Below are 24,044 nucleotides of genomic sequence, written 5' to 3'. Positions count from 1 at the left end.
TTTTGATATATGATTCACTGTCCATTAAGGAGAAAGATGAATTTAAACGGGTTTGTAATAAACTACTAAGCTATTGTTTAATTTGTAAGCAAAAGGAAGACACAAAAAAGGATTATTATTTTGCAGAAGGACATAAAGATGCAATTAATGAATATTTTGAACCACTAGGATTTGAACTTGAAATTAATAAATCTATAAAAGCGGCACAGCTTATTAATAAATTTGGAAATAATAAGATTTCATTAAAACTTATTGATAGTATTACTCTTTTAATACTAAGGATTTTATATCAGGAAAAAATGCAGGAATTATCCTTATCTCAAGTTGTGATTGTAGAAATAGAAGAAATACAAAGCAGGTTTATGGCTCTTGGGTTTAAAGATAGGTTAATGGATAAAACATTACTTAGGCATGCATTAAGAACTTTAAAAAAATTTAATATCATCGAGACATTGGATAGAGATATTACTTTGAGTGATGCGAGAATCATAGTTTATCCAACAATTCAAATGATAGTAAGAAGCGAAAATATAACTAGTATTTATGAAAAATTAGAAACTTATAAAAGAAAGGGGGTAAAAGATGATGAAGAGGTTAACGGGGATTAGGCTAGTTAATTGGCATGCATTTAAGGATGAAACAATTGAAATTAAAAATTCAACTCTTTTGTCAGGAGAAAATGGTGCAGGAAAGTCTACAATTTTAGATGCTATTCAATTTGTCTTAACTTGTTCTAAAAATAATTTTAATAAGGCAGCTAATGAAAATTCCAAAAGAAGCTTATCGGGATATGTAAGATTTAAAACAGGAAGAGAAGACAATGAATTTGAAAGAAGTGGAGATGTTTCAGCTCACGTAGCCTTGGAATTTTATGAGGAAAGTAAAAAGAATTATTTTATAATTGGAGCAGTAATTGATTCAGCTTCTGAAACTTCAGAAAAGATTCTGTGGTATAGATTAGAAAAGTGCAGATTTGAAGATGTAACTTTTATAGTTAATAATGAACCTGCTGATATAGCTAATTTTAGATTGTATGGAAAAGAATTAAATATGACATTTTCATCAACAAGGATAGTTGATGCTAAAAAGGATTTTTCTCACAGACTTGGAAGGCTAAATGAAAAATTTTTTGAATTGCTTCCAAAGGCTTTAGCATTTAAACCGATTTCTAATGTTAAAGAGTTTGTATATACTTACATACTAGAAGAAAAATCAGTTAATATTGATGAACTTAGGGAAAATATACGAACTTTTAAAGAATTTGAAGATATTTTAAATGAAGTAAAAGTAAAAATTAAAAAGCTCGAGGAAATAGAAGTTAAGTACTCTTCATATGAAAGTATTTCAAGGACAATAAGTCTTCATGAATTTATAGTATTAAAAGCAGAAGAAGAGCTATTAAAAGAGGAAATTGAACAAAAAGTAAAAGAAATTACTGCTTTGAATGTTAATATTGATACTTTAATTAACAAGAATAATGTTATTTATGATGAAATAACTTATAAAACAAAGATTGCTAATAATATTCAGGCCGATTTGTATTCTAATTCTGAATACAAAGCATTAGAGACTATGAAGAATTCTTTAGAACAAGCTGAAAAAGATTATAGACATGAAAAAGAAGATAAGGATCATTTTTTGAAACAACTGAGTGAACAAAAATCATATATTAAAGAATTAAGCAGACTTCTATTGGATACGGATACTATAGGTGATTTTTACAATAAAATGATTTCACTAGATGAAAATAGTATAGAAGAATATAAAACAACATCAATAAATACTGAAAATGTAATTGATAAAACTAAACAGGATAAGGAAAAGTATAGGGCTGGGAATGAGTATGAATTAAAACAGAAAGAAGATAATAGGAAAGATATAGAAAAACAAATTTCTGAACTTGAAAAGAGAAATCTTCAATATCCTAAGGAAGTTATACTTTTAAAAGAGGAAATTATAAAGGAAACAAGAAAACTAGGAAGAGAAATTGTTCCCAAAATCTTGTGCGAATTATTGGAAGTTACAGATCCAGTTTGGAAAAATGCTGTTGAAGGGTATTTAAATACTCAGAGATTTTATCTTATTGTAGATGAAGAAGATTTTGATTCAGTACTTAAAATTTATGAGAGATTAAGTAAAGCACAAGGATTACATTCAGTTGGAGTAATAAACACCGGAGGTCTTGCAAAATATGATAATCCTCTTGAAAATTCTTTAGCAGAGGTAGTGGTTTCAAAAAGCACTGATGCTAAAAGATATATTAATATGATATTAGGAAATGTAATAAGATGCACTAATGTTTCAGAGTTGAAAGAACATAAGACATCCATTACACCTACATGTATGATGTATAAAAATAATGTCGCAAGAGCTATAAATCCAAAGATATATAAAACTCCTTACATAGGTGAAGATGCTTATAAATATCAATTAGAGCAGGCAAAAGCTAATCTTAATATATTGCTATCTGAAATTAATGTTTTAAAAGAAAATATTAGTATAGTTACAAATATAATTAAAATAATTAATAAGCTTAAGCTTGAAAACTTAAGGGAAAAGTGTGATGTTTTAAAAAGAATAGTGAATATAAGTAATAAGGTTTCAACACTTAAGGAAGAGATTTTTGAATTAGAAAAGAATAACAGCTATATGGCCCTTCAAATAAAACTTAATGAAGTTCAAGAGGAAATTGAAAGTTTAAATTTAAGTAAGAAGAAGATAGAAAATGAATTGATTAATAAAAAAGGAAATTTATCTTCAATTAATAATATTATTGATGACAAAAGAAGAATTCTTTCTATAAAAAAAGTGCAGGTAGAGGAAAATAAAAATAAAATTGGATCTTTAGCTAAAGAGGCCGAGGAGAGATTTATCAAAGAAACTGAAAGTAAATCTTTTGAAGTCATTAAAAATAATTTTAATGTGAGTAAGGAAGGAAATAAAACTAAATTATCAAAAACTGAAGAAGATTTAAAGAATCTTCAGGGATCATATAATATTACTTATGATTTCGGAGCAGAAGTCGGGATAAATGGTATTAATACTTTCTTAGATGAACTTGATAATCTTGTAAAAAGTAAAGTTATCGAATACGAAGAGCAAGTTAAAACTTCAAGGAAAAATGCAGAAGAAGAGTTTAAGGAGCACTTTTTATCTAAAATTCAAGAAAATATTAATACTGCAAAATCCGAATTTAAGGGATTAAATAAGGGGCTTAAAGATGTCAAATTTGGAAATGAAGAATACGAATTTAAAATTGGGAAAAGCAAAGAAAATAAAGAGTATTATGATATGATAATGGATAATGAAAATATAGGTGAGGGGTTCACTTTATTTAGTACATCTTATGAAAATAAGCATAAGGAACTCCTAAATGAATTATTTGATAAGTTAACTTTAGATAATGAGAGTAATGAAGCAGAACTTATTAAATTAACTGATTATAGAAATTATATGAGCTATGATATAGAGATTAAATATAATGATAATACTACATCATTATTTTCTAAAGTATGCAGGGAGAAGAGTGGAGGAGAAACTCAAACTCCATTTTATGTTGCAATGGCAGCATCATTTCTGCAGCTTTACAAAGGGGTATCTTCATCTTCAGAATCTATAGGAATTATATTATTTGATGAAGCCTTTGATAAAATGGATGATGCAAGAATTATGTCTATGATGGAATTTTATGATAAATTTAATTCTCAGCTGCAATTATTAATAGGAGCACCACCACAAAAAATTGAGCCTATAACTCCTTACGTAAATACAGTGCTTCTTGCAATAAAAGCAGATAAATTAAGTATTATAGAGGATATGATAAATGAGAAATTATAAAAAAATACTATTAGATAAGTTAATTGATTCTTATGAAAGCAGTGTCATTTATAAGGGGGATGCGTTAAGAGATACACAGATATACTTGAAATTTAATTTGAAAAGTATAAAGGAATATTTTGATGAACTAAATTACAAATATAAAGAAGAAATTGATGTAGCTTGTAATCAGTTAGAAATTGAAAAACTTATAAAAGTATATAAAGGAAAAGGATACAAAAGCCATATTATAGAAAAGATTCAATTAAATCTTGAGAATATAGAAGCAGCATATTTATATCTCAATAGGAAAGAAAAAAAGCAAAAAGAAGATGAAGTTTCCACATTATTGGAAAGTTATAAAGAAAGGGAAGATGCTCTTGGGAACTTTGCAACATATATTACAGATAAACTTAAGAGTAATGGATCTGTAAAAAAATATTTAGATATTGATAATGTATCGGAATGTAAAGATATATTAAAAGGTATAGATGAAGTGCTAAAGCAAGATGAAGAAATTTTTAGAAGAAATTTTTCAGTTAAAGTTTATGGGGATTCCAAAAGGTATGAAGCTATAGAGGGCAAAATAATTAAGATTATAAAAGACTTTTCTAGTGATGAAGTTCTTAATGATTATAACATTTTGAAGAATTATACCTATGTTTATTTTAAAGGGGATATAAACTTAAAGCTTAAAGAAAGTAAAATAAATGCAAATGATTTTCTTGGAGGTATAGCTGTAAGCTCAAAAGATATAGAAAATATTAAAGAGATTAAAGTTTCAGGAAGTAAACTAGTAACAATTGAAAATTTAACATCATTTAATAATTATACTGGAGATGGAGGTGTAATTTATTTAGGTGGGTATCATAATAGTGTTAGACAAAATTTATTAATTAAAATTTATTCTGAAAATCCTAATATAAATTATTATCATTCTGGTGATATTGATGCCGGGGGTTTTAAAATTTTAGTTCATTTAATAAGAAAGACAAAAATACCATTTAAAAGTCTAAACATGGATAGTGAAACCTTACGTGAAAATATTAATTATGCTAAGGAACTTACAGCTAATGATGTAAATGAGATTAATAGATTGTTAGAAAGTGAAGAATATAAGGACTATACAGACGTTCTATCTACGATAATTAAATTGAATAAAAAATTAGAGCAGGAAATAATTTTTTGACAATTGAATTATTAAAATGAATTAAGAAATTGGATCGAAAGTAGGCATAAAATCCCTGAATATATTGAAGTGGATCTTATTAACCACATTCAAATGAAAAATTTAAAGTTAATTATAGTTTAAAAAGAAGCTCCAAAATAGTATCACAAAGCCATATAATTTAAATTAAACGAGGTATAATATGGGCAAATTTAAAGAAATATCAATAGAGTAAGATAATCACTTAAATATGAGAGATTACAATTAAGAACGCTAGATATAGATTTAGATAAAACTTATATAGAGAATGAAAATGAAAAAATATCTCTAAAAGAATTATTTAAATGATAACTATATAATTAATTATATGAGGAGAAAACAACTAATGAATACTGTAGTATATCTAACAAGGCATGGACAAACAGAATGGAATATTGAAAGAAGATTACAGGGGAGAGGAAACTCGCCTTTAACACAGGCTGGAATTGCTAGAGCGATGGAGCTTCGGGACAGGATTAAAGATATAGATATTGATGTTATATATTCAAGTCCAATAGAAAGAGCATTAGTTACTGCTAACATAATTAAAGGGGAAAAGAAAATAGAAGTTATAACAAATGATGGATTAATGGAAATGTGCTTTGGTGATTATGAAGGTAGAAGAACAGATGAAGTTATGAAAGAAAATCCAGAATGGAATATTGATTTAATTATGAATGGTGATGTTAATTTATGTGCTCCAAATGGTGAAACATTAGGATGTGTTAGAACTAGAATAAGTGAAACTATGGATAAGTTGATAGAGCAAAATAGAGGAAAAACTATTTTTGTAGTAGCTCATGGAATAACACTAAAGGCTTTAATGTATTATTTTAAAGATGAAGAAGTAAATACAGAAGTTATGGGCCAAGCCACTTTAACAAAGATAACTGTAGATAAGAATAATAATTTTAATATAGAATTTAAAAATGATGATAGTCATTTTACAGTAAAAGGGCAAAAATTAGGATGGTAAATAAAGAGGAATTTTTAAAAAGACCAGTTAAATGTATTAAGGCGCTTTTAAGAAGATAAGATTTAAAGCTTGGAAGTACTATTGATAAGGAATTAGCAGAGGATTCAGTGAAAATATTAGAAGCCGGAAGGAAGATATAAAAAATAGATAAAGTGACTGTTTTGTGATACTGATGAATATTATTGGTAATTATGTTAAAATATAATAAAGCATTAATTTAAAATGAAGTGGTAAAAAGTGGGGGAGAATATGAAAAAGTTAAAATTGACAAAAGTAATAGCTAGTGTATTAATAGTAGCTTCAGTATTATTATTAAATCCAATAGGTGCAAGTGCAGAATGGCAACAAAATTCTAATGGCTGGTGGTATTCAGAAGGCGATTCATGGGCTAAAGGTTGGAGATATATTTCTGGAAACTGGTATTATTTCGGTACTTTTGGATATATGGAAAAGAATCAAGATGTAGATGGCTGGTATTTAGATGATAATGGAATTGGGATAGAATGTATTAAAGCTGGAGAGTTTGATATTCTTAAGTCAACTAGCGGAATTGTAAAATTTAATAGAAATGTCCCTTGGGGTCCGGGAAAAACTGGTATTCCACTAGTTATACCAGGAAAAATAGGAGATATTGAGATAAAAAGTATAGGAAATAGAGGATTTTATAATTGTGAGTTTTTAACAGATGTAACAATTCCAGATAGTGTAACTAGTATTGGAGATAGTGCATTTGAAAGGTGTGTTAGTTTAAAGAGGATAATAATTCCAGATAGTGTGGAAAGTATAGGACGTGATGCATTTGACGAGTGTGATGAGGCTGTGTTTTATGTTAATAGTGAAAAAACAAAACAATATTTAATCAAGTATGGGATATCCCCAAGTAAAATTATATTAAATACTAAATGATGCTCATTAACTAAATTTATATTGGAAGGAATTGCTAATTTTAAGCAATTCCTTTTAAAATTTAAACAAAAGATAAAAAAGGTAAAGGTAATAAGATGAATAAAACTTTAAACTAAAAGGTTTCAATATTATCAAGGAAACATTGATTTAGACCTAATAAGTAAAGGTGACGATTATAAAATATTCAAAACTCAGTAAAGAAGAAATATTAAAAATTAAAATTTAAAGTATAATAATGTATACTATAATAGCATATGATTTTAGGCGGTAAATTAGTAAAAACTTGATTTACTGCTTTTTCATATGTACCAATATGATATAATTTTACATAAGTACAATATCAGATAATTACAGAATTCTGTTAAGAGGCAAAAACTTGTATGATCCTAAATGGAGTTAAAAAGTTATATAGAGAAAAAGCTTTTAAAATAAGGGAGAATTTAATAAAAAGACTTATAGGATACTTAAATTCGCAGATATAAAGGGAAAAAGATAAATAGTAACTCTTTTAAGTGGGAAAGGAAGGAATAGTATGTCACAAGTAAAGCAGATGCTTGAACCTATTTATGATGAAAAATCAAGGATATTAATACTTGGTACATTTCCATCAGTTCAATCAAGAGAAGCTCAATTTTATTATGCCAATGCCAGAAATAGATTTTGGAAAGTAATAGCAGGAATTTTTGATTGTAATGAAGCTAATACAACTTTTGACAAGAAAGATATGCTTTTAAATAATGGAATTGCGCTTTGGGACGTAATAGAAAGCTGCGAAATCACAGGATCAAGTGACAGTAGTATTAAGAATGTAGTACCAGCAGATCTATCTATTGTATTGAATAATGCTAGCATTGAAAAGATATATGCAAATGGTGACAAGGCTTTCAAACTTTACATGAAATATACATATCCAATAATAAAAAGAGATATTATAAAGTTACCTTCAACTAGTCCCGCCAACGCTAAATTTACATTAGATACTCTTATAGATTATTGGAAATGCATAAAAGAGTAAAGGCAGTTAAAAATGATATTTCAGTGGAAGTACCCACAGTGCTTTTGTTAAAAACATAGATGAGATAAAAGTTGATAGTATAGGAATCAGTAATATAGATCAATTAAATATTCTTTTAAAGGAATATGGGTTTGAATAAAAACTTTTTACAATTTAACAATGAAAAAAGTTAAGAAGATTAGAATGAAAAAAATTTTAGTTTCTTAATATATGGTATAATAATTACTATATAAGTGGTTCGGGTATCAATGTAAAAGATAGAATACAACTACGGAAAAGAGGTGTTGATTTTGAACAGAAGATTTAATACAACAGGTGTTTGCATTCCTCATTTGCATTATATGGTTGATATAACAAATAAGCTAACTCAAATAAAAAATATGGTTTATAGAGGAGATTATTTTGTTATAAATAGACCAAGGCAATATGGAAAAACTACTACAATGTATATGCTAGAACAAGAATTGAAAGACGAATATTTAGTTTTAAGTATTAGTTTTGAAGGTTTAGGAGATTTAATATTTGAGGAAGAAAAAACTTTTTCTAAAACAATATTAAAAATCTTCGGAGATAGTATCCAGTTTAATTACCAAGAATATTCATCTAAACTTTATGAAATGTCTGAAAATATTAATGATTTAAATGCTGTGTCAAAAGCTATTACAAATTTCTGTAGACTTGTTGACAAAGAGATTGTACTGTTTATTGATGAAGTTGATAAGAGCTCTAATAATCAGTTGTTTATGAGTTTTTTAGGAATGCTTAGAAATAAATTTTTATTAAGGCAACAGGGTAAAGATAAAACCTTTTATTCAGTAATTCTTGCTGGGGTGTATGATATTAAGAATTTGAAGCTTAAAATCAGACAAGATGACGAAAAAAAATATAATAGTCCTTGGAATATAGCAGTAAATTTCAATGTAGATATGAGTTTTAATTCAGATGAGATAAGCACCATGTTAAAAGAATATTCAGAAGATAAAAATGTGACAATTAGTATTAAAGAAATTTCAGAAATAATTTATTTTTATACAAGTGGTTACCCTTTCTTAGTAAGCAGACTTTGTCAGATAATTGATGAAAATCAATTATTATGGAATGAAGAAAATATTAATAGATCAGTAAAGGAATTGCTACAAGAAAATAATACACTTTTTGATGATTTAGTAAAAAATATTGAAAATAATAATGAATTTAAAGATTATATATTTGATTTAATAATTAATGGTACGGAAAAGACTTTTAATATTCATAATCCACTTATTAATTTAGGAGTTATATATGGATATTTAAAAAATATCGATGGAACAGTAAAAATGTCTAACAGAATATTTGAGCAAATGCTTTATAATTATTTCTCTTCCAAGCTTGAAAATAAAACAGATATGTCAACTTATAATTTTAAAGAAAATTTCATAATTGAAAATGGATTAGATTTTGAAAGGATACTTTTAAGATTTCAGCAGTTTATTAAAGAACAATACAGTTCCATTGACTCAAAATTTATAGAACGTGAGGGTAGATTACTATTTTTAGCATTTATAAAACCAATAATAAATGGTGTAGGGTTTGATTTCAAAGAAGTACAGATTTCTGAAGAAAAGAGACTTGATATAGTAGTTAGCTATCTTTCAAGTAAGTACGTAATTGAACTTAAAATATGGAGAGGTGCTGAATACCATAAAAAAGGATTAAATCAGCTTAAAGACTATCTTGATATTCAAGGGTTAGATAAGGGATATCTTGTTGTTTACAATTTTAATAAAGATAAAGAGTATAAAAAAGAAATAATACACTATGAAGGAAAGGAAATATTTGTAGTGTTTGTTTAGATAGTGAATAGTTATTAGTAATTTTTGCAGAGCAGCATAGCATACTATTTAAAGATGAAGGGTGAAGCTATGACAAAAAGGTTTAATACAACAGGCGTATGTGTACCTAAAAAGTATTATATGATAGATATATCAGGAGGAATTGAAAAAAGAGCTTAATTTAATATGTTTTTAACTTAGCTAACTCCTAAATGAGTTAGCTAAGTTATTTATTTTGTTATCTTTTTTAGTTACTCTTTAAATAGCTTGAATTTTTTAAGCATCCTGCTTTAGGAAGCTGTATTGAGCTGAATACAGTTTATAATAATAGCCATGATTTTTAAGAAGTTCATCATGAGTGCCTGACTCAACTATTCTGCCTTTAGAAAGTACAAAAATTTTATCACAATCTCTTATTGTAGAAAGTCTATGAGCTATTACTATTGAAGTCCTTCCTTCCATAAGCTTTTTTATACCTTCTTGAACTAATAATTCAGTTTCAGTATCTATATTTGCAGTTGCTTCATCTAGTATTAGTATTCTTGGATCTGCAATTAAAGCTCTTGCAAAAGCTATTAATTGTCTCTGACCAAGGGAGAGTCTTGAACCTCTTTCATTTACATCAGTATCATATCCCTTTTCTAGTCTTTCGATAAACTCATGAGCATTAACGGCCTTTGCAGCTTGTATTACCTCTTCATCTGTAGCGTTTAATTTACCATAGCGTATATTTTCTTTAATTGAGGTTGAAAATAAAAATGAATCTTGAAGCATTATACCCATTTGACTTCTTAAGCTTTCAACAGTGACGTCTTTTATATCTACACCATCAATTTTTACAGAGCCAAAGGTAGGGTCATAAAATCTGCTAATTAAATTAGTTATGGTTGTTTTTCCTGCACCAGTTTCACCAACTAAAGCTATTTTTTCGCCAGCTTTTAATTTAAAAGAAGTATTCTTAAGGGCTGGAATATCAGCGTTAGTATAGGAAAAAGTAACATGATCAAATTCGATATCTCCTTTAATTTGAGGGAGAGACTTAATTGATGCTTCATCTACAATATCACTTTTGGTATCTAAAATATCAAAAATTCTTTCGCCAGCAGACATACTGGTAACAAAGGCATTATAAAATGAAGAGAGATTTATTATAGGTCTCCAAAGCATTTCAATATACATAAAAAATGCCATTAAAGTACCTAAGCTTAAATTTCCTTGTTTGCTTAACAAATATCCAGAGCCGAGTAGAATTACCATACTTAAACCACGGAAGGAAGTTAAAAATGGCCAAAAGAAATCTTGAGTAAATACAGCAGTCATAAAACCATTTGCATGATTTCCAATATGGCTGTCAAATTTATCTTTAGCGTAATATTTTCTGCTAAAACCTTGAATTACTTTCATTCCTGATAAAGATTCATGAGTGTATCCAATTAAAGAAGAACGATGTTCTCTAAAAATTTTCCATTTATTATCTGCCTTAATCTGAATGTAGAACATTGCAAATAATAATAAAGGCATTGTAATTAAGCAGATACCAGCTAGCATTGGATTTAATATAAGCATTAGGCAAATTACAAGGATAATAGTAAAAACATTAGGAATTAAATTTACAATACTATTATTTAATAAATTTTGAAGAGCATTTACATCTCCAACAACTCTTGAAATAATCTTTCCAACGGGTCTATTATCAAAAAAGTTAAAGCTTAAAGTTTGTATATGAGTATATAAGCTATGCCTAATATCCACTAGAATTTGATTGGTAATCTTAGACATGGCGATAGTTCTGATTCCAGATAAAATCATTGAAAATACATTCATAAGTATTAGTCCACATCCAAGAAGAAATAAAGCCTTAACATTTTTTTCTGCAACAAAAGTATCTATAGATATTTTCATTAAATAAGGGGTAACTGAATTACAAGCCATTACAATAAGCAAAAGTAAAATTACAAAAGTAACTTTCAGTTTATAAGGTTTAACATAGGTTAATAGTCTTTTTACTATTTGAATCTTAGATGATTCATGTAAAATATCATTCATATTAATTCGCCTCCAATGTAAGTGCTTCAAAATCTTGAAATTGGTGAGAATATACACTATGATAGTAACCTTTAGCCTTTACTAAACTTGAATGATCACCTTTTTCTACAATTCGACCATCTTTCATAAATAGAATTATATCAGCGTCTTTTACACCAGATATCCTATGGGCAATTATAAAAGTAGTTGCTTTTTTCTTATCATTTTTTAGATTTTGAAGAACTTTAAATTCAGTTTCCATATCAAGGGCAGAAGTTGAATCATCCAAAATTAAGATAGGTGATTTTCTTAATATTGCTCTTGATATAGCAAGTCTTTGTTTTTGTCCTCCTGATAGGCCAAGACCTCTTTCGCCAATAATGGTATCAAAACCTTCTGGCATTTCTTTAATAAAGGAGTAAGCAGCACTATCTTTAACAGCTTTAATTAAAGCACTTTCAGATTTATCACTTCCAAAGTCTATATTGTTTTTTATTGTATCTGAAAATAAGAAAGTATCTTGAAATACAACAGACATATTAGCTCTTAAAGTTTCTAAGTTCCAGTTCTTGACATTAACATTATCAACTAAAATTTCTCCTTTAGTCACATCGTAATACCTGCCTATTAGAGAAAGTAATGTGCTTTTACCACATCCAGTGGTACCCATTATTGCAACAGTACTTCCGTGAGGAATATTTAAATTTATATCATGAAGTACTTCAACATTGTTATAAGAAAAACTTACATTTTTAAATATAATATCTCCTTTAACTTCAGTAGGGTTATAACCATTTTCTTTGGAAGTAATTTCAGAATTTCTATCTAAAATATCAGTTATCTTTCCCATAGAAGCTTTATTTTGTGAAAGTAAGTTAATAAAAAAACCTAAATTTTTTACACACCAAGAAAGATTAAAAATATAACTGGTAAATGCTACTAAGCTACCAAAACTTAAATTTCCTTGAATACATAAATAACCACCATAAACAATCATTAAAATTGGTGCAGCGTTTGTTAAAAGCTCAATTATAGGACCATAAGTCCCAACTATTTTTGCTTGCTCAACATTTAAATCAAAGAATTTTTTGTTTACTTTCAAAAATTTTGATATTTCATATTTTTCACGAGCAAAAGCTTTTACAAGTCTTATACCAGAAACATCTTGCTGAACTATAGAGTTTATTTCGGCTGTTTGGTCACTAATTTGTGAATATACAGTCCAGAACTTCTTGTCCATAATTGTTCCAATATAAGCAACTGGTAATAGAACAAGTAAGCAGATAATAGTTAAAGTTTTATTTATATTAAACATTATAAAAGCAGAAACTGAAAAAAGTATTATTGCTTCCAATAGCAATCTCAGTCCAAAGGATAGAGTATCCCATACTACATCTACATCTTCAATAATTCTCGAAAGTAATTCACCAGTGTTATTATTATCGAAAAAAGAGAATTCAAAAGATTGAAATTTAGTGTATAAATCTTGTCTTAATTTTTTACATACTATAAGAGCAAATTTATCGAACAAATACTCGTTTAAGTAAGAAAATAAACCATGAATTAGTGCAACAGAAGCAACAATTATTAAAAATATAATTAAATAATTCTCCATATGACCAAGAATTATATTATCAATAAATATCTTTTGAAAGTAAGGATAAGAGCTGTCTGCACAGATGGAAACTATCATAGCAAACATAGGCAAAAGTAATAATTTCCATTGTTTTGCAATGTAATTTTTAAATAAGATCATAAAATTTCCTCCTTTTTGGCATATGATTTTAATAATCTGATAGTTTGATATGCCTAGATATTGTATGATGTTTAAAATTTTAAATTTATAAAGTTTTCAATTAGGTGCATGAAGATAAATAATAAGTTTTGAATATGCCCTAAGTTAAAAGAAGCAACTTTATAAACCCTTAAACGCAAAAAAGACACAGCTATTCAGAGCTGTGTTCAACGCAAAATAATATAAAAGTTAAACGCTAAAAGTTAATCATAAATATCACATAGCGGTTCTTTCGCGAGGTTTCACAGATGAATAAGTACATGTATTTAATTTTATAAAAGTAATAAATAATATAATTGTATTCATAGTGCAACCTCCTTAAAAAATTATTTTTTAAACATCATGTTGCAAATATACTACAAATTAACAAAAAAGGCAAGAGAATAATTTAATTAAAATTAAAATGTATAATACAAGTAAATGCGCATAATGATGCAAAATGGATGTTTATAGAGGATATAGACAGCCTTAACTGGGTGCCAGCAGATATACTAGTAATTGAAAAGCTTAAGACACATGAAGAAAATTATATTTAATCATTTTATCCAAATCTATGCTATAATAAACATAAAAATTGGAAAACCCTAGAAAGAGTGAATGATATGAAAGAAACAATAAATAGAATAAGAAAATTCCGAAATGACAGAGATTGGAATCAATTTCACACCCCAGCCAATCTATCTAAAGCTATATCCATAGAAGCAGGAGAGCTTCTAGAAGAATTTTTATGGGATGAAGAAAACTATAATAAAGAACATGTTTTAGAAGAGCTGGCTGATGTTATGGTTTATTGTATACATATGGCTGATTCATTAGGAGTAGATTTAGAGGAAATTATAAATAGCAAAATGGATAAAAACGAAGAGAAATATCCAGTAGAAAAAGCTAAAGGTAACAGCAAGAAGTACACAGAATTATAAAATCATAAGTACAATTAAATTCAGGAGATAATCCTACTGACCCTAAAGTTGTATATATGCTAAAATTAATAGGCAGTTTATCTTTTTAAGTGATAGACTGCCTATTTTGCAGACTTTCGATAAAGTTCTGGGGTAATACCATAGTGATTTTTAAAGGCCTTTTGAAAGTGGCTTTGGCTGGAATAGTAAAGAAAACTACTTATTTTGCCGATGATTATATTATGGAAAGGATATGCTATAATAAACATAAATAAACCGAAAAATATTCAAACTAAGTAAGGAAAAATATTAAATATGATGGTATAAAGGTGGAGATTATGTTTAGAAAATTATGCATTGGATTAATAATTATAGGAACAATTGCAATAACTGTCTCATGTAGTGGAAAGACAAATGATTTATCAAAGGAAGCTATGGCAAATAACAATGTTTCCTCTGAAAGTTCTAAAATAGAAAATAATAAGACAAATGGAGATGTAGCTCAAAAGGCCAATAAGTCATCGCACCAAAGTTCATATAAAATAATAAGCGAAACTTATGATGATAATCAAGGGACTAAGATAAGCTATCCTCAAATAACAGATTTTAATGATGCTGAAAAACAAAAAAAATTGAATGAGACTATCAAAAATGAAGCATTAAAGGGTAATAATTATTATAAAGATGTGGACGGTAAGGTAACCATTGATATAAAATATGAAATTGTTTGCCAGGAGCCAGAGATTCTTAGCATAATTTACTCTGGGGTAGGGAACGTTTCAGGAGCTGCACATCCAAGCAATCTTTTTTATACCACTAATCTTGATATTATAAATAATAAGAAATTAAGATTAAATGATATTGTAGATGTTAATGATGATTTTGTTAATATGCTTATTATTGGAAAATTTAAGGCAGTAAATAGCGATTACGAAGCTCAATATAAATCTGATATTAATATATCTTCTCTTGATGATTGGAAAAAAAGACTTTTAGCTGCAGATCCATCAGATAATATGGGAAGTGAATTTTGTTATATGACTAAAGATTCCTTAGGTCTTAGCGTAGGCGTTATTCATGCACTTGGTGATCATGCAGAATTTGAAATCAAGTATAAAGATATATGGAAATATATTAAGCTTAAGGATGATGCACATTTTCAAGATTTTTTTAAAACTGCTGATTAAAGAAAGATGGGCTATTTTTTGTGAACTTTCTCACTATAAAAGACCATCGATTTGGCACAGGCATAGCTCTTGGTGAAAATCAATATGAGCAGATGGATGAAGAGGTTACAGTAAAGCTATCCACTATGGATGGCTTTTTTCAATATAAAAACAAAATTACTGCCTAGATTTAATGTACTATAAGTTGGGCATATTTGGAACGCAATGGTTAATTAGTTGTAATATTGTTAATAATAAAAACAACGGATAAAAAGTAACGAGTTCTTCTAATTTTAAAATATGAACCTAAAATTAGAGGAGAGAATTTTGTTATATAGATGATTGACGTTTTAAATTATGAATAAATTATAAGTACTAAAAACAATGAAATATAAATATAGGAAGGAATTTAAATGAATAATGCACAAAGAATTTTAATGGCAATTTATTTTCCAATAACTATTTTGATCTTAATTTTTGATAATATTTATCCTAAAGAAAATATGGTTTTATATCTTAAATATGTTATCATGGTTACTCTTTTTTTATCAGCAATAACAATAAAGAAGAAATTTTTAGAGCAAAAACTAATGGCTTTATCCTTCTTTTTCCTTGTTATTGCTGATTTCTTTTTAGTATTTGCATATACGATGCAAATAAATATAGACTTATCTCTATTTGGAGTTTTTGGATTTCTGTGTGCTTATCTTTGTTTAATTGTAGCTTATCAAAAAAATTTTAAATTAAGAAAGGCAGAAATATCAATTGCAATACTTTTTGTAATTATTTTTATTGCAGTGTTTTGCATTTTGATGCCATACATTAATAATTTAGTAATGAAAGCAGGGATCTTAATATTTGGTGCTGTTTTATCTTATATGACTTGGACATCCGTCTGTACTATTTTTAGAAATTATTTTACTAAAAAGGCTTCATGTATAATAGCTGTTTCTAGTTCTTTAATGTTTGTCTGTGATGTTGGCGTAGCATTTTCAGTATTTTATCCTCCTTTTGTGCAGCAGACTACATGGCTTACTAATATTATATGGATAGCATATATTCCAGGATGGACACTTTTAGCTGTATTAATTTGTGAGAAAGATTTACTCTATTAGCCAAACGCCTCCTTAACTTTACAACAATTATAAATTATGATATTATAACAAAAAGATTGGTAAAATGTTATCAAATCATTATGAAAATATGAAATAAATTATCATAATGATATTAAAATTAGTAGTACAGTAGGAATGTGTTAATTATGAAAGTGAAAAATTAGGAGGACAGTAATATGGTAGGAAAAAGAAAATTGGCAATGTTATTATGTACAGTTTTAGTAGGTGGAGTGCTTTCGGGATGTGGACAAGATACAACAGGTTCTAGTAAAGAGAAAACTACTTCATCAGAAGTAAAAAATATTGGAATTATACAATTAGTACAACATGACGCATTAGATTTAACTAATAAAGGTTTTATTGATGGACTGAAAGAAAAAGGATATGAAGAAGGAAAAAACATAAAAATTGAGCAGCAAAATGCTCAAGGTGATCAATCAAATGCACAAACCATATCTAAACAATTTACAGATAGTAAGAAGGATTTAATCTTTGCAATTGCAACACCAGCAGTTCAAGCGGCGTACAATTCTACTAAAGATATACCAATAGTATGTTCTGCAGTAGTAGATCCAGTAAAAGCAGGAGTTGCAAAGGATTGGAAGAGTTCAGGTACTAATGTTACAGGTACATCAAATAAGACTCCAGTAGATAAACAAATGGAATTATTAGTAAAGTTAATTCCAAATGCTAAAACTGTAGGGGTAATTTATAATTCATCAGAAACTAATGCTGTAATTCAAGTTAATGAATTTAAGGCTGAAGCAGAAAAACATGGAATTACAGTAAAGGAAATAGCAGTCACTAATACAAATGAAATAAATCAAAACTTATCAAGTGCTCTTGGTGAAATTGATGCACTATACACACCAACAGATAATACAGTAGCTTCAAGCTATACATTAGTAGGTAAGCTTTGTTTAGAAAAAAATATTCCTGTAATTGGTGCAGAAGACGCTGCGATTAGTAAGGGCGCTCTTGCAACATTAGGTATAGATTACTATGAATTAGGAAAAGAAGCAGGCTTTGAAGCTGCAGAAATATTTGAGGGAAAGAAGCCTTCAGAAATTGAAATAACAAAATTAAGTGAAATAAAAGTAGTTATAAATACAGATGTTGCAAAGAAATTGAATATTAAGATTCCATCAGATATAGAAGCTAATGCTGAAAAAGCAACAGGTGGTATTGTTGAATAGTAGTGACTAATTTACTAATGCACAATCAAAAAAATTGAACTTGTTATTTTATTTCATGTCCCTAATTATTAATGGAAGTAGATGGTGATTAAAAATGAGTATAAAAACTAGGAAAATAGTAATAGTTGGAAGTGGAAATGTAGGTTCACATTGTGCATTTTCTCTAGCAATACAGGGTATATGTGATGAAATTGTAATGATTGATAAAATAGAAAATAAAGCAAATGCAGAAGCAGTTGATTTAAGTGATACAATTTCATATTTACCTCATTATGTAAAGAGTAAAAAAGGAACTTTTAAAGATTGCGAAGATGCAGATATTGTAGTAGTAAGTCTTGGAGTTCCACCAGAGGATAATAAATCACGTTTAGATTACTTAGAAGATACAATAAACGAAGTAAATACTATAATAGATCCAATACTAGAATCAGGATTTAATGGTATATTTATAGTTATATCAAATCCAGTAGACGTAATAGCTCATTATATATGGAAAAAAACAGGTTTTCCGAAAAACAAAGTGTTTGGAACTGGAACAACGTTAGATTCATCAAGGCTTAGAAGAATATTATCAGATGAAGCAGGCATAGATCAAAAATCTATACAAGCATATTGCATGGGAGAACATGGGGATTCACAAATGGTACCATGGTCACATGTGTATTTTGGTGGAAAACCATTATTTGATTTGATGAAGGAAAAACCAGAAACTTATGGAAATCTTAATTTAGATGAGTTAGCTAGTAGAACAGCAAATGCAGCATATGAGATAATAGCTGGAAAAGGATGTACAGAGTTTGGAATAGGCGTAGGTTTAAGTGAAATAGTTAAAGCAATACTTCATGATGAAAAGAGAATACTTCCTGCATCTACATTATTAGAAGGACAATATGGTGAAGAAAATGTTTTTGCAAGTGTACCTGTTATATTAGGCAAAAATGGAGTAGAAGAAATTGTTGAAATAAACTTAACGGAAAAAGAAAAATCACAATTTAATCATACATGTGGAATTTTAAGAGAATATATAGAGAAAGCCAATACACTTTAAAGTTGAAAGAACCCTAAAACAAGGGTTCTTTTTTTGCAATTAAATTAGATATTTTATATTAATAAATTTAGCTATTTGGACTTAAGAATCACCTTTCTAAGAAAATTGGGTTTTCAAAAGTAGATGATACAATTCATTTAATCCATATATATATAATCTTATATTATAATCTTTGAACATTTGTAGCCATAGGTCCCTTTTCGCCACTTTCAATGTCGAAGGTAACACTTTCATCTTCATGCAGATCTTTATCAGGCCCTTTATCTTTAATTTGTGAATGATGTACAAAAACATCATCTCCTTTGTCACAAGATATAAATCCATAGCCTCTTTCTGTATCAAACCATTTAACTACGCCAGTAACTTTAGCCATGAAAAATTCCTCCTTTTGCAATAATTATATTTTATAGTCTTTGTTAAAAGAATGGATTTTAAACATTAAAATAATATAATAAATCAAAAGTTTAAAGTAAAAAATAATCTACTTTAAGCTTTTTTTGATTTATATTAAATTCTAATATAAAATTAGAAAAAATGTGTTATAATTATAAACAAAAGAATATTATGGGAAAATAGGTTTAAAGTGCGAGTTTATTTGTCGAATTTGGCAATAAAACAGTGCAACAATATTTTTGCAGAGAGTAATGGTATAAAAAATAGCGAAAATGAATTTGGAGGTGATTTTATTTTGAAATTAAGTAATATCAAAATAAAAAGTAAATTACAATTATTAAGTTCAATACTATTGATTTTTACAGTATTTGTTGGTGTTTTCGGTTACATTCAACTAAAAATAAGCAATGATAATATGGAATCAATGTATAATAATAAATTAAATGCAATTAATTGGTTGAATGATAACAGAAATCAGGCAAGGGCAATTGAAGCAGATATGTATTACATAATATTATATCCAGATGATAAAGATAAACAAAATGAAAAAATGAAGGACATTAAACAAAGAACTCAAATGTTTGATGATAACTTTCAAAACTATAAAAAAGTAGAGTTAGATACGTATGAAGAAGATATGATTACAACTATAGAAAACGATTTGTCAAAATATAGGGAAGGAAGGAATGAGATATTAAAACTTGCTTTAGAGGGAAAGCAAAAGGAAGCATTAGAAAAGAATGAAGATATTAAAGATGTGGCCAACAATTTTCAAGCAAATTTAAAAGAGTTAGCTCTGCATACTGTAAAAGAAGCCGATGAGATTAATGAGTTAAACAATGAGAATTATAAAAAGATAACATTAATCTTTCTTATATCTATAGCTGTTTCTATTATAGTAGGATATTTGATGTCTAAGATTATCACAAAAAATATAGTTAAACCTTTAGATATTTCAGTTAACTATTTGGACATACTATCAAGTGGAGATTTTACAAGTGAAGTACCTGTAGAATTTAAAAAGAGAAAAGATGAAATAGGAACAATGGCAAAAGCTTTAGATAATATAAATGTAAGCTTAAAATCCTTAATTAAAAATATTGTAGAAGAATCAGATAAAATAGAAGAGGTTGTTAACACAGTAAATAATGAAGTGAAAATTCTTAATGGAAATATAGAGGATGTTTCAGCAACTACGCAGGAACTTTCAGCGACTATTGAGGAAACCTCAGCTTCAGCAGAAGAAACTTCAGCAACTTCTCAAGAAATAGGTAAGGCAGTACAATCAATAGCTGAAAAATCACAAGAGGGAGCGATTCAAGCAGGAGAAATAAATAAAAGAGCACAACAAACTAAAGAAAATATTGAAAATTCTCAAAAGACAGCTCATAATACATTTGTAAATACAAAAGATGGACTTGAAAAAGCTTTAGAAAAGTCAAAAGTAGTTGAAGAAATTAATGTACTATCTGATTCAATTATGCAGATAACAGAACAGACAAACCTATTGGCATTAAATGCAGCGATAGAAGCAGCAAGAGCTGGGGAAGCTGGGCGTGGATTTTCTGTAGTTGCAGACGAGGTAAGAAAACTTGCAGAACAGTCAAAAGATACTGTATCAGAAATACAGAAAGTAACAAATAAGGTTAGAGAAGCTGTTAACGATCTTTCATATAATTCAAATAATCTTTTAGAATTTGTGTCTAAAGATGTAAAGAGAGACTATAGTAATATGCTTGAAGTAGCAGGAAAATATAGTGAAGATGCAAAATTTGTAGATGACCTTGTTATGGACTTTAGTTCAACATCAGAGGAACTTTTAGCATCAATTAATGATATTTTAAAAACTATAGATGGGGTAGCAGAAGCAACAAGCGAAGGAGCAAGTGGAACGGTAGATATAGCAAATAAAGTTTCAGAAATTAGTCATAAATCAAATGAAGTATTAGAACAGGTTACACAAACAAAAGAAAGTGCAGAAAAGTTAAAGACTGAAATGTCTAAGTTTAAAGTTTAAGTTATATATATGAAGAAAACTCAAATAAGTAATACAATAAATATTAATATTGGGCCTGTAACAAGGCTCTTTTTTTATTCTTTAGGAATTTATATTCTCTCGACTACAACCTCTGAGGGCCATAAATTATATACTTATAACTGCTAAATGTATTTGTGTAAAAATTTTCATCTGTAATCAAAGTTAAAACAAAAAATTAAGATGTCTTTGTGATTATATGTTATAATTATTTTTTAGTGAGAAATTATGTAAATATATGAAGGGGATCGAATTAAGTCTCTTCAATGTTTAATACTAGCTTTTGAATTTAGTATACATATATTGTTAGGAGAATAGAAAAAATGAACTTAGATATTGATTTAGACAATTTTGAAATAAAGAGAGAGTTACTTATTAAAGTGGATACAAATGGAGTAATTAAATCTATTTCTAAAAACTGTTATAGGATTTTAGGATTTATGCAAAATGAAATTCTAAATACTAATATTGATAAATTTTTAGGTTATAAATTTAATGATTTATTATCACGTGAAAGTTTTGAGACTTTAGTTTTAAAAAAAGATGGTAATCAGTTACTTTTTGAGGTTGTCTCTAAACCTGTTCTTGATGATGGTTCTAAAATAGTTGGAGCATACCTATCTCTTATAGATATAAGCAAATATCTTCACATTGAAGAGAGGTATAATCAGCTAATCAAAACGTGTGAAAAAACTCAGGACATTTTTTTTGCATTTCAAATTTTACCTGAGTTCAAATTTATATATCTTACTTCTTCAATTGAAGAGATTTTAGGATATGATCTAGAAATACATTATACTAATGCCAATTTGCCATTTGAAATTATTCATCCTGATGATCTTCATATACAAAAATCTAAAATAGATAAAAACTCGGATTTTTCCAAAGCTTTTTGTGCAAGATTTAAACATAAAGATGGACATTATGTCTGGATAGAGGATTTTTTAGTTCCTACATATAATGAAAATGGGGATTTGGTATCTGTATCAGGATTTAGCAGGGATATTACAGAAAGAAAAAAATTAGAAAAAATGCTAGAAGAACAAAATAAATTATTGGAAATGGATGTTACTGCTGAAATAAAGGCGAATAAAATCATGGAAAATACATTAAAAAAGCAGGAAGAGTTATTAGTTAATATATCTCACGAACTTAAAACTCCATTAAACGTAATTTCGGCAACGGCTCAGTTATTAGAAATGTATTATATGGATGATTCAATAATAAATAAAAAGGATATATTTATTAAATATTTTAAATCAATAAAGCTAAATACTTATAGGTTATCAATGCTTATTAACAATATAGTGGACTCATCAAAAATAGAAGCAGGATTTTTTCAACTTAACCTAGTAAATGTGAATATAGTTAATGTCGTAGAAGAAATAGTTATGTCAGTAACAAGTTTTGTTAAAATTAAAGGCTTAAATATTATTTTTGACACGGATACGGAAGAGAAAATTATTGCGTGTGATCCAGAAAAAATCGAGAGAATAATGCTAAACCTTATTTCTAATGCTACAAAATTTTCAAATGATAATGGTGAAATATTTGTAAAGGTTAAGGATATGAATGAATGGGTTGAAATATCAGTAAAGGATAATGGGATTGGTATTGAAGAGAAAAAATTGGATATTATATTTGATAGATTTGAACAAGCGGATAAATCTTTGTCTAGAAATGCGGAAGGTACTGGTATTGGATTGAGTCTAGTGAAATCTATTGCTCTATTGCATGGTGGCAGTATAAATGTTGAAAGTGAATATAGAAAAGGGAGTAAGTTTACTGTGACCCTTCCAGCTGGAGCAGTAGCTAAGGAAAATATGATATATGATAGAAATATTAAAAATAAGGATGAACGTATAAGAATAGAATTTTCAGATGTTTATTTTTAACTTTTAAAATTATGAATTACTAAAAATTCAAAAATATATTTTAGTACATAAAAGAAAATAACAGATCCAAATATGCTGATGAATTAACTTGGTATTTTCTTAATAGTGCCTTAATTGGTACAAACAAGATTAAAAAACCGCACTTAGCATAGATATATACTAAATACGGTTTTTTAAAGAGCATAACAATCTTCACTAGCACAATAATAGATAGCTTATCATCATATTATAATCTTTCGACTATAATACAACAAATCACAACCAATTACCATGTTTCGCTCCACCACACAACATATTTATTCAACTTAATATAACCTCACGGCTGTATTAAATCAATTCAACACATTGAATAATGTTAACTCGACCTTATATAATAAGTTGGAGTACTATTATAATAGATATAATCAACTATAATAAAACTTTTCCCCACCAGATAAAATCTTATCGCCGACTATCATAACAACTATATGTTATAACCATTATAAAATCTTTGTTCGACTTATATACACCCTTATATCAAGAGCATATATAAATCTTTGCTCGACTGTTATGTTCCTTATGATATTAGCATGTGTAGTTTTGTTTTGAATATACATGATACGAAAAATAAATTTAAAAATATTTAATGGAAATTGTATTGCAAAATTGTTTCAAGGATATTAAAAGAGTATTTCTTATATTTGGAAAATCTTAGCTTTCATAATTTTATAAAGTTTATGCTATGTTCTTTAGAACAAGTTATATAT

General features: G+C 27.9%; 19 protein-coding genes. 15 read left to right on the top strand and 4 right to left on the bottom strand.

Annotation, left to right across the window (positions count from 1 at the left end):
- Positions 1 to 2 precede the first annotated feature (2 nt).
- The 7 genes from ACJDTP_RS11480 to ACJDTP_RS11450 all read left to right on the top strand — a co-directional run bounded on the left by ACJDTP_RS11480 (position 3) and on the right by ACJDTP_RS11450 (position 9,752).
- A complete protein-coding gene (locus ACJDTP_RS11480; RefSeq protein WP_077836964.1) occupies positions 3 to 608 on the top strand; it encodes a DUF4194 domain-containing protein in 606 nt (201 codons plus the stop codon).
- Positions 583 to 3,837 carry an ATP-binding protein gene (locus ACJDTP_RS11475; RefSeq protein WP_406761276.1) on the top strand — a complete coding sequence of 1,085 codons (3,255 nt, stop codon included), beginning with the start codon at positions 583 to 585 and terminating at the stop codon, positions 3,835 to 3,837. The genes ACJDTP_RS11480 and ACJDTP_RS11475 overlap by 26 nt, the downstream gene beginning before the upstream one ends.
- Positions 3,824 to 5,005: a Wadjet anti-phage system protein JetD domain-containing protein gene (locus tag ACJDTP_RS11470; protein ID WP_406761275.1), complete on the top strand. Its 1,182-nt coding sequence runs from the start codon at positions 3,824 to 3,826 to the stop codon at positions 5,003 to 5,005. Before ACJDTP_RS11475 ends, ACJDTP_RS11470 begins: the two co-directional genes overlap by 14 nt.
- 364 nt (positions 5,006 to 5,369) lie before the next feature.
- Positions 5,370 to 5,999 (top strand): histidine phosphatase family protein, encoded by a 630-nt coding sequence (locus ACJDTP_RS11465; RefSeq protein WP_012059003.1) that lies wholly within the window; start codon positions 5,370 to 5,372, stop codon positions 5,997 to 5,999.
- A gap of 249 nt (positions 6,000 to 6,248) precedes the next feature.
- The gene (locus ACJDTP_RS11460; protein WP_012059002.1) at positions 6,249 to 6,905 is read left to right on the top strand and encodes a leucine-rich repeat domain-containing protein; all 657 of its coding nucleotides are present in this window, start codon (positions 6,249 to 6,251) and stop codon (positions 6,903 to 6,905) included.
- A gap of 532 nt (positions 6,906 to 7,437) precedes the next feature.
- Positions 7,438 to 7,920, top strand: coding sequence for a DNA-deoxyinosine glycosylase (locus ACJDTP_RS11455; RefSeq protein WP_012059001.1), 483 nt, complete (start codon positions 7,438 to 7,440; stop codon positions 7,918 to 7,920).
- 290 nt (positions 7,921 to 8,210) lie between these two features.
- Positions 8,211 to 9,752, top strand: coding sequence for a GxxExxY protein (locus ACJDTP_RS11450; protein WP_012059000.1), 1,542 nt, complete (start codon positions 8,211 to 8,213; stop codon positions 9,750 to 9,752).
- Positions 9,753 to 10,007: 255 nt separating this feature from the next.
- Here ACJDTP_RS11450 and ACJDTP_RS11445 read toward each other — a convergent pair whose 3' ends face one another.
- Together ACJDTP_RS11445 and ACJDTP_RS11440 are read right to left on the bottom strand one after the other, a co-directional pair.
- Positions 10,008 to 11,777 carry an ABC transporter ATP-binding protein gene (locus ACJDTP_RS11445; protein ID WP_406761274.1) on the bottom strand — a complete coding sequence of 590 codons (1,770 nt, stop codon included), beginning with the start codon at positions 11,775 to 11,777 and terminating at the stop codon, positions 10,008 to 10,010.
- Between the two features lies 1 nt (position 11,778).
- On the bottom strand, positions 11,779 to 13,512 hold the full coding sequence (locus tag ACJDTP_RS11440) for an ABC transporter ATP-binding protein (RefSeq protein ID WP_406761273.1): 1,734 nt from the start codon (positions 13,510 to 13,512) through the stop codon (positions 11,779 to 11,781).
- A gap of 641 nt (positions 13,513 to 14,153) precedes the next feature.
- On the opposite strand from ACJDTP_RS11440, the gene ACJDTP_RS11435 reads away from it, so the two are divergent.
- Positions 14,154 to 14,471, top strand: coding sequence for a nucleotide pyrophosphohydrolase (locus tag ACJDTP_RS11435; RefSeq protein ID WP_017210676.1), 318 nt, complete (start codon positions 14,154 to 14,156; stop codon positions 14,469 to 14,471).
- A gap of 101 nt (positions 14,472 to 14,572) precedes the next feature.
- Here the strand turns inward: ACJDTP_RS11435 and ACJDTP_RS11430 are convergent, their stop codons facing one another.
- Positions 14,573 to 14,719 carry an AraC family transcriptional regulator gene (locus tag ACJDTP_RS11430; protein ID WP_077723666.1) on the bottom strand — a complete coding sequence of 49 codons (147 nt, stop codon included), beginning with the start codon at positions 14,717 to 14,719 and terminating at the stop codon, positions 14,573 to 14,575.
- Positions 14,720 to 14,788: 69 nt separating this feature from the next.
- Between ACJDTP_RS11430 and ACJDTP_RS11425 the strand changes: the two genes are divergently transcribed.
- The 5 genes from ACJDTP_RS11425 (at position 14,789) to ACJDTP_RS11405 (ending at position 18,975) form a co-directional block, all read left to right on the top strand.
- Positions 14,789 to 15,637, top strand: a complete 849-nt coding sequence (locus ACJDTP_RS11425) for a polysaccharide deacetylase family protein (RefSeq protein ID WP_406761272.1) — start codon at positions 14,789 to 14,791, stop codon at positions 15,635 to 15,637.
- Between the two features lie 20 nt (positions 15,638 to 15,657).
- Positions 15,658 to 15,804: a hypothetical protein gene (locus ACJDTP_RS11420; protein ID WP_023976499.1), complete on the top strand. Its 147-nt coding sequence runs from the start codon at positions 15,658 to 15,660 to the stop codon at positions 15,802 to 15,804.
- Between the two features lie 225 nt (positions 15,805 to 16,029).
- On the top strand, positions 16,030 to 16,731 hold the full coding sequence (locus ACJDTP_RS11415; RefSeq protein ID WP_039768625.1) for a lysoplasmalogenase family protein: 702 nt from the start codon (positions 16,030 to 16,032) through the stop codon (positions 16,729 to 16,731).
- A gap of 176 nt (positions 16,732 to 16,907) precedes the next feature.
- The gene (locus ACJDTP_RS11410) at positions 16,908 to 17,927 is read left to right on the top strand and encodes an ABC transporter substrate-binding protein (RefSeq protein ID WP_023976496.1); all 1,020 of its coding nucleotides are present in this window, start codon (positions 16,908 to 16,910) and stop codon (positions 17,925 to 17,927) included.
- Positions 17,928 to 18,021: 94 nt separating this feature from the next.
- Positions 18,022 to 18,975: an L-lactate dehydrogenase gene (locus ACJDTP_RS11405; RefSeq protein ID WP_023976495.1), complete on the top strand. Its 954-nt coding sequence runs from the start codon at positions 18,022 to 18,024 to the stop codon at positions 18,973 to 18,975.
- Between the two features lie 163 nt (positions 18,976 to 19,138).
- Here the strand turns inward: ACJDTP_RS11405 and ACJDTP_RS11400 are convergent, their stop codons facing one another.
- A complete protein-coding gene (locus ACJDTP_RS11400) occupies positions 19,139 to 19,348 on the bottom strand; it encodes a cold-shock protein (protein WP_023976494.1) in 210 nt (69 codons plus the stop codon).
- A 315-nt stretch (positions 19,349 to 19,663) separates the two neighbouring features.
- On the opposite strand from ACJDTP_RS11400, the gene ACJDTP_RS11395 reads away from it, so the two are divergent.
- Positions 19,664 to 21,385: a methyl-accepting chemotaxis protein gene (locus ACJDTP_RS11395; RefSeq protein ID WP_406761271.1), complete on the top strand. Its 1,722-nt coding sequence runs from the start codon at positions 19,664 to 19,666 to the stop codon at positions 21,383 to 21,385.
- Between the two features lie 341 nt (positions 21,386 to 21,726).
- On the top strand, positions 21,727 to 23,298 hold the full coding sequence (locus tag ACJDTP_RS11390; RefSeq protein ID WP_406761270.1) for a PAS domain-containing sensor histidine kinase: 1,572 nt from the start codon (positions 21,727 to 21,729) through the stop codon (positions 23,296 to 23,298).
- Positions 23,299 to 24,044 lie beyond the last annotated feature (746 nt).

The organism is Candidatus Clostridium helianthi (assembly GCF_045310795.1).
GTDB lineage: Bacteria > Bacillota > Clostridia > Clostridiales > Clostridiaceae > Clostridium > Clostridium helianthi.
This window is presented reverse-complemented; position numbering and strand designations above follow the sequence as displayed.

Coding starts and splice junctions, on each gene's coding strand:
- ACJDTP_RS11475 (WP_406761276.1), top strand. CDS start 583: ATGATGAAGAGGTTAACGGGGATTAGGCTAGTTAATTGGCATGCATTT.
- ACJDTP_RS11470 (WP_406761275.1), top strand. CDS start 3,824: ATGAGAAATTATAAAAAAATACTATTAGATAAGTTAATTGATTCTTAT.
- ACJDTP_RS11465 (WP_012059003.1), top strand. CDS start 5,370: ATGAATACTGTAGTATATCTAACAAGGCATGGACAAACAGAATGGAAT.
- ACJDTP_RS11460 (WP_012059002.1), top strand. CDS start 6,249: ATGAAAAAGTTAAAATTGACAAAAGTAATAGCTAGTGTATTAATAGTA.
- ACJDTP_RS11455 (WP_012059001.1), top strand. CDS start 7,438: ATGTCACAAGTAAAGCAGATGCTTGAACCTATTTATGATGAAAAATCA.
- ACJDTP_RS11445 (WP_406761274.1), bottom strand. CDS start 11,777: ATGAATGATATTTTACATGAATCATCTAAGATTCAAATAGTAAAAAGA.
- ACJDTP_RS11440 (WP_406761273.1), bottom strand. CDS start 13,512: ATGATCTTATTTAAAAATTACATTGCAAAACAATGGAAATTATTACTT.
- ACJDTP_RS11435 (WP_017210676.1), top strand. CDS start 14,154: ATGAAAGAAACAATAAATAGAATAAGAAAATTCCGAAATGACAGAGAT.
- ACJDTP_RS11430 (WP_077723666.1), bottom strand. CDS start 14,719: ATGTTTATTATAGCATATCCTTTCCATAATATAATCATCGGCAAAATA.
- ACJDTP_RS11425 (WP_406761272.1), top strand. CDS start 14,789: ATGTTTAGAAAATTATGCATTGGATTAATAATTATAGGAACAATTGCA.
- ACJDTP_RS11415 (WP_039768625.1), top strand. CDS start 16,030: ATGAATAATGCACAAAGAATTTTAATGGCAATTTATTTTCCAATAACT.
- ACJDTP_RS11410 (WP_023976496.1), top strand. CDS start 16,908: ATGGTAGGAAAAAGAAAATTGGCAATGTTATTATGTACAGTTTTAGTA.
- ACJDTP_RS11405 (WP_023976495.1), top strand. CDS start 18,022: ATGAGTATAAAAACTAGGAAAATAGTAATAGTTGGAAGTGGAAATGTA.
- ACJDTP_RS11400 (WP_023976494.1), bottom strand. CDS start 19,348: ATGGCTAAAGTTACTGGCGTAGTTAAATGGTTTGATACAGAAAGAGGC.
- ACJDTP_RS11390 (WP_406761270.1), top strand. CDS start 21,727: ATGAACTTAGATATTGATTTAGACAATTTTGAAATAAAGAGAGAGTTA.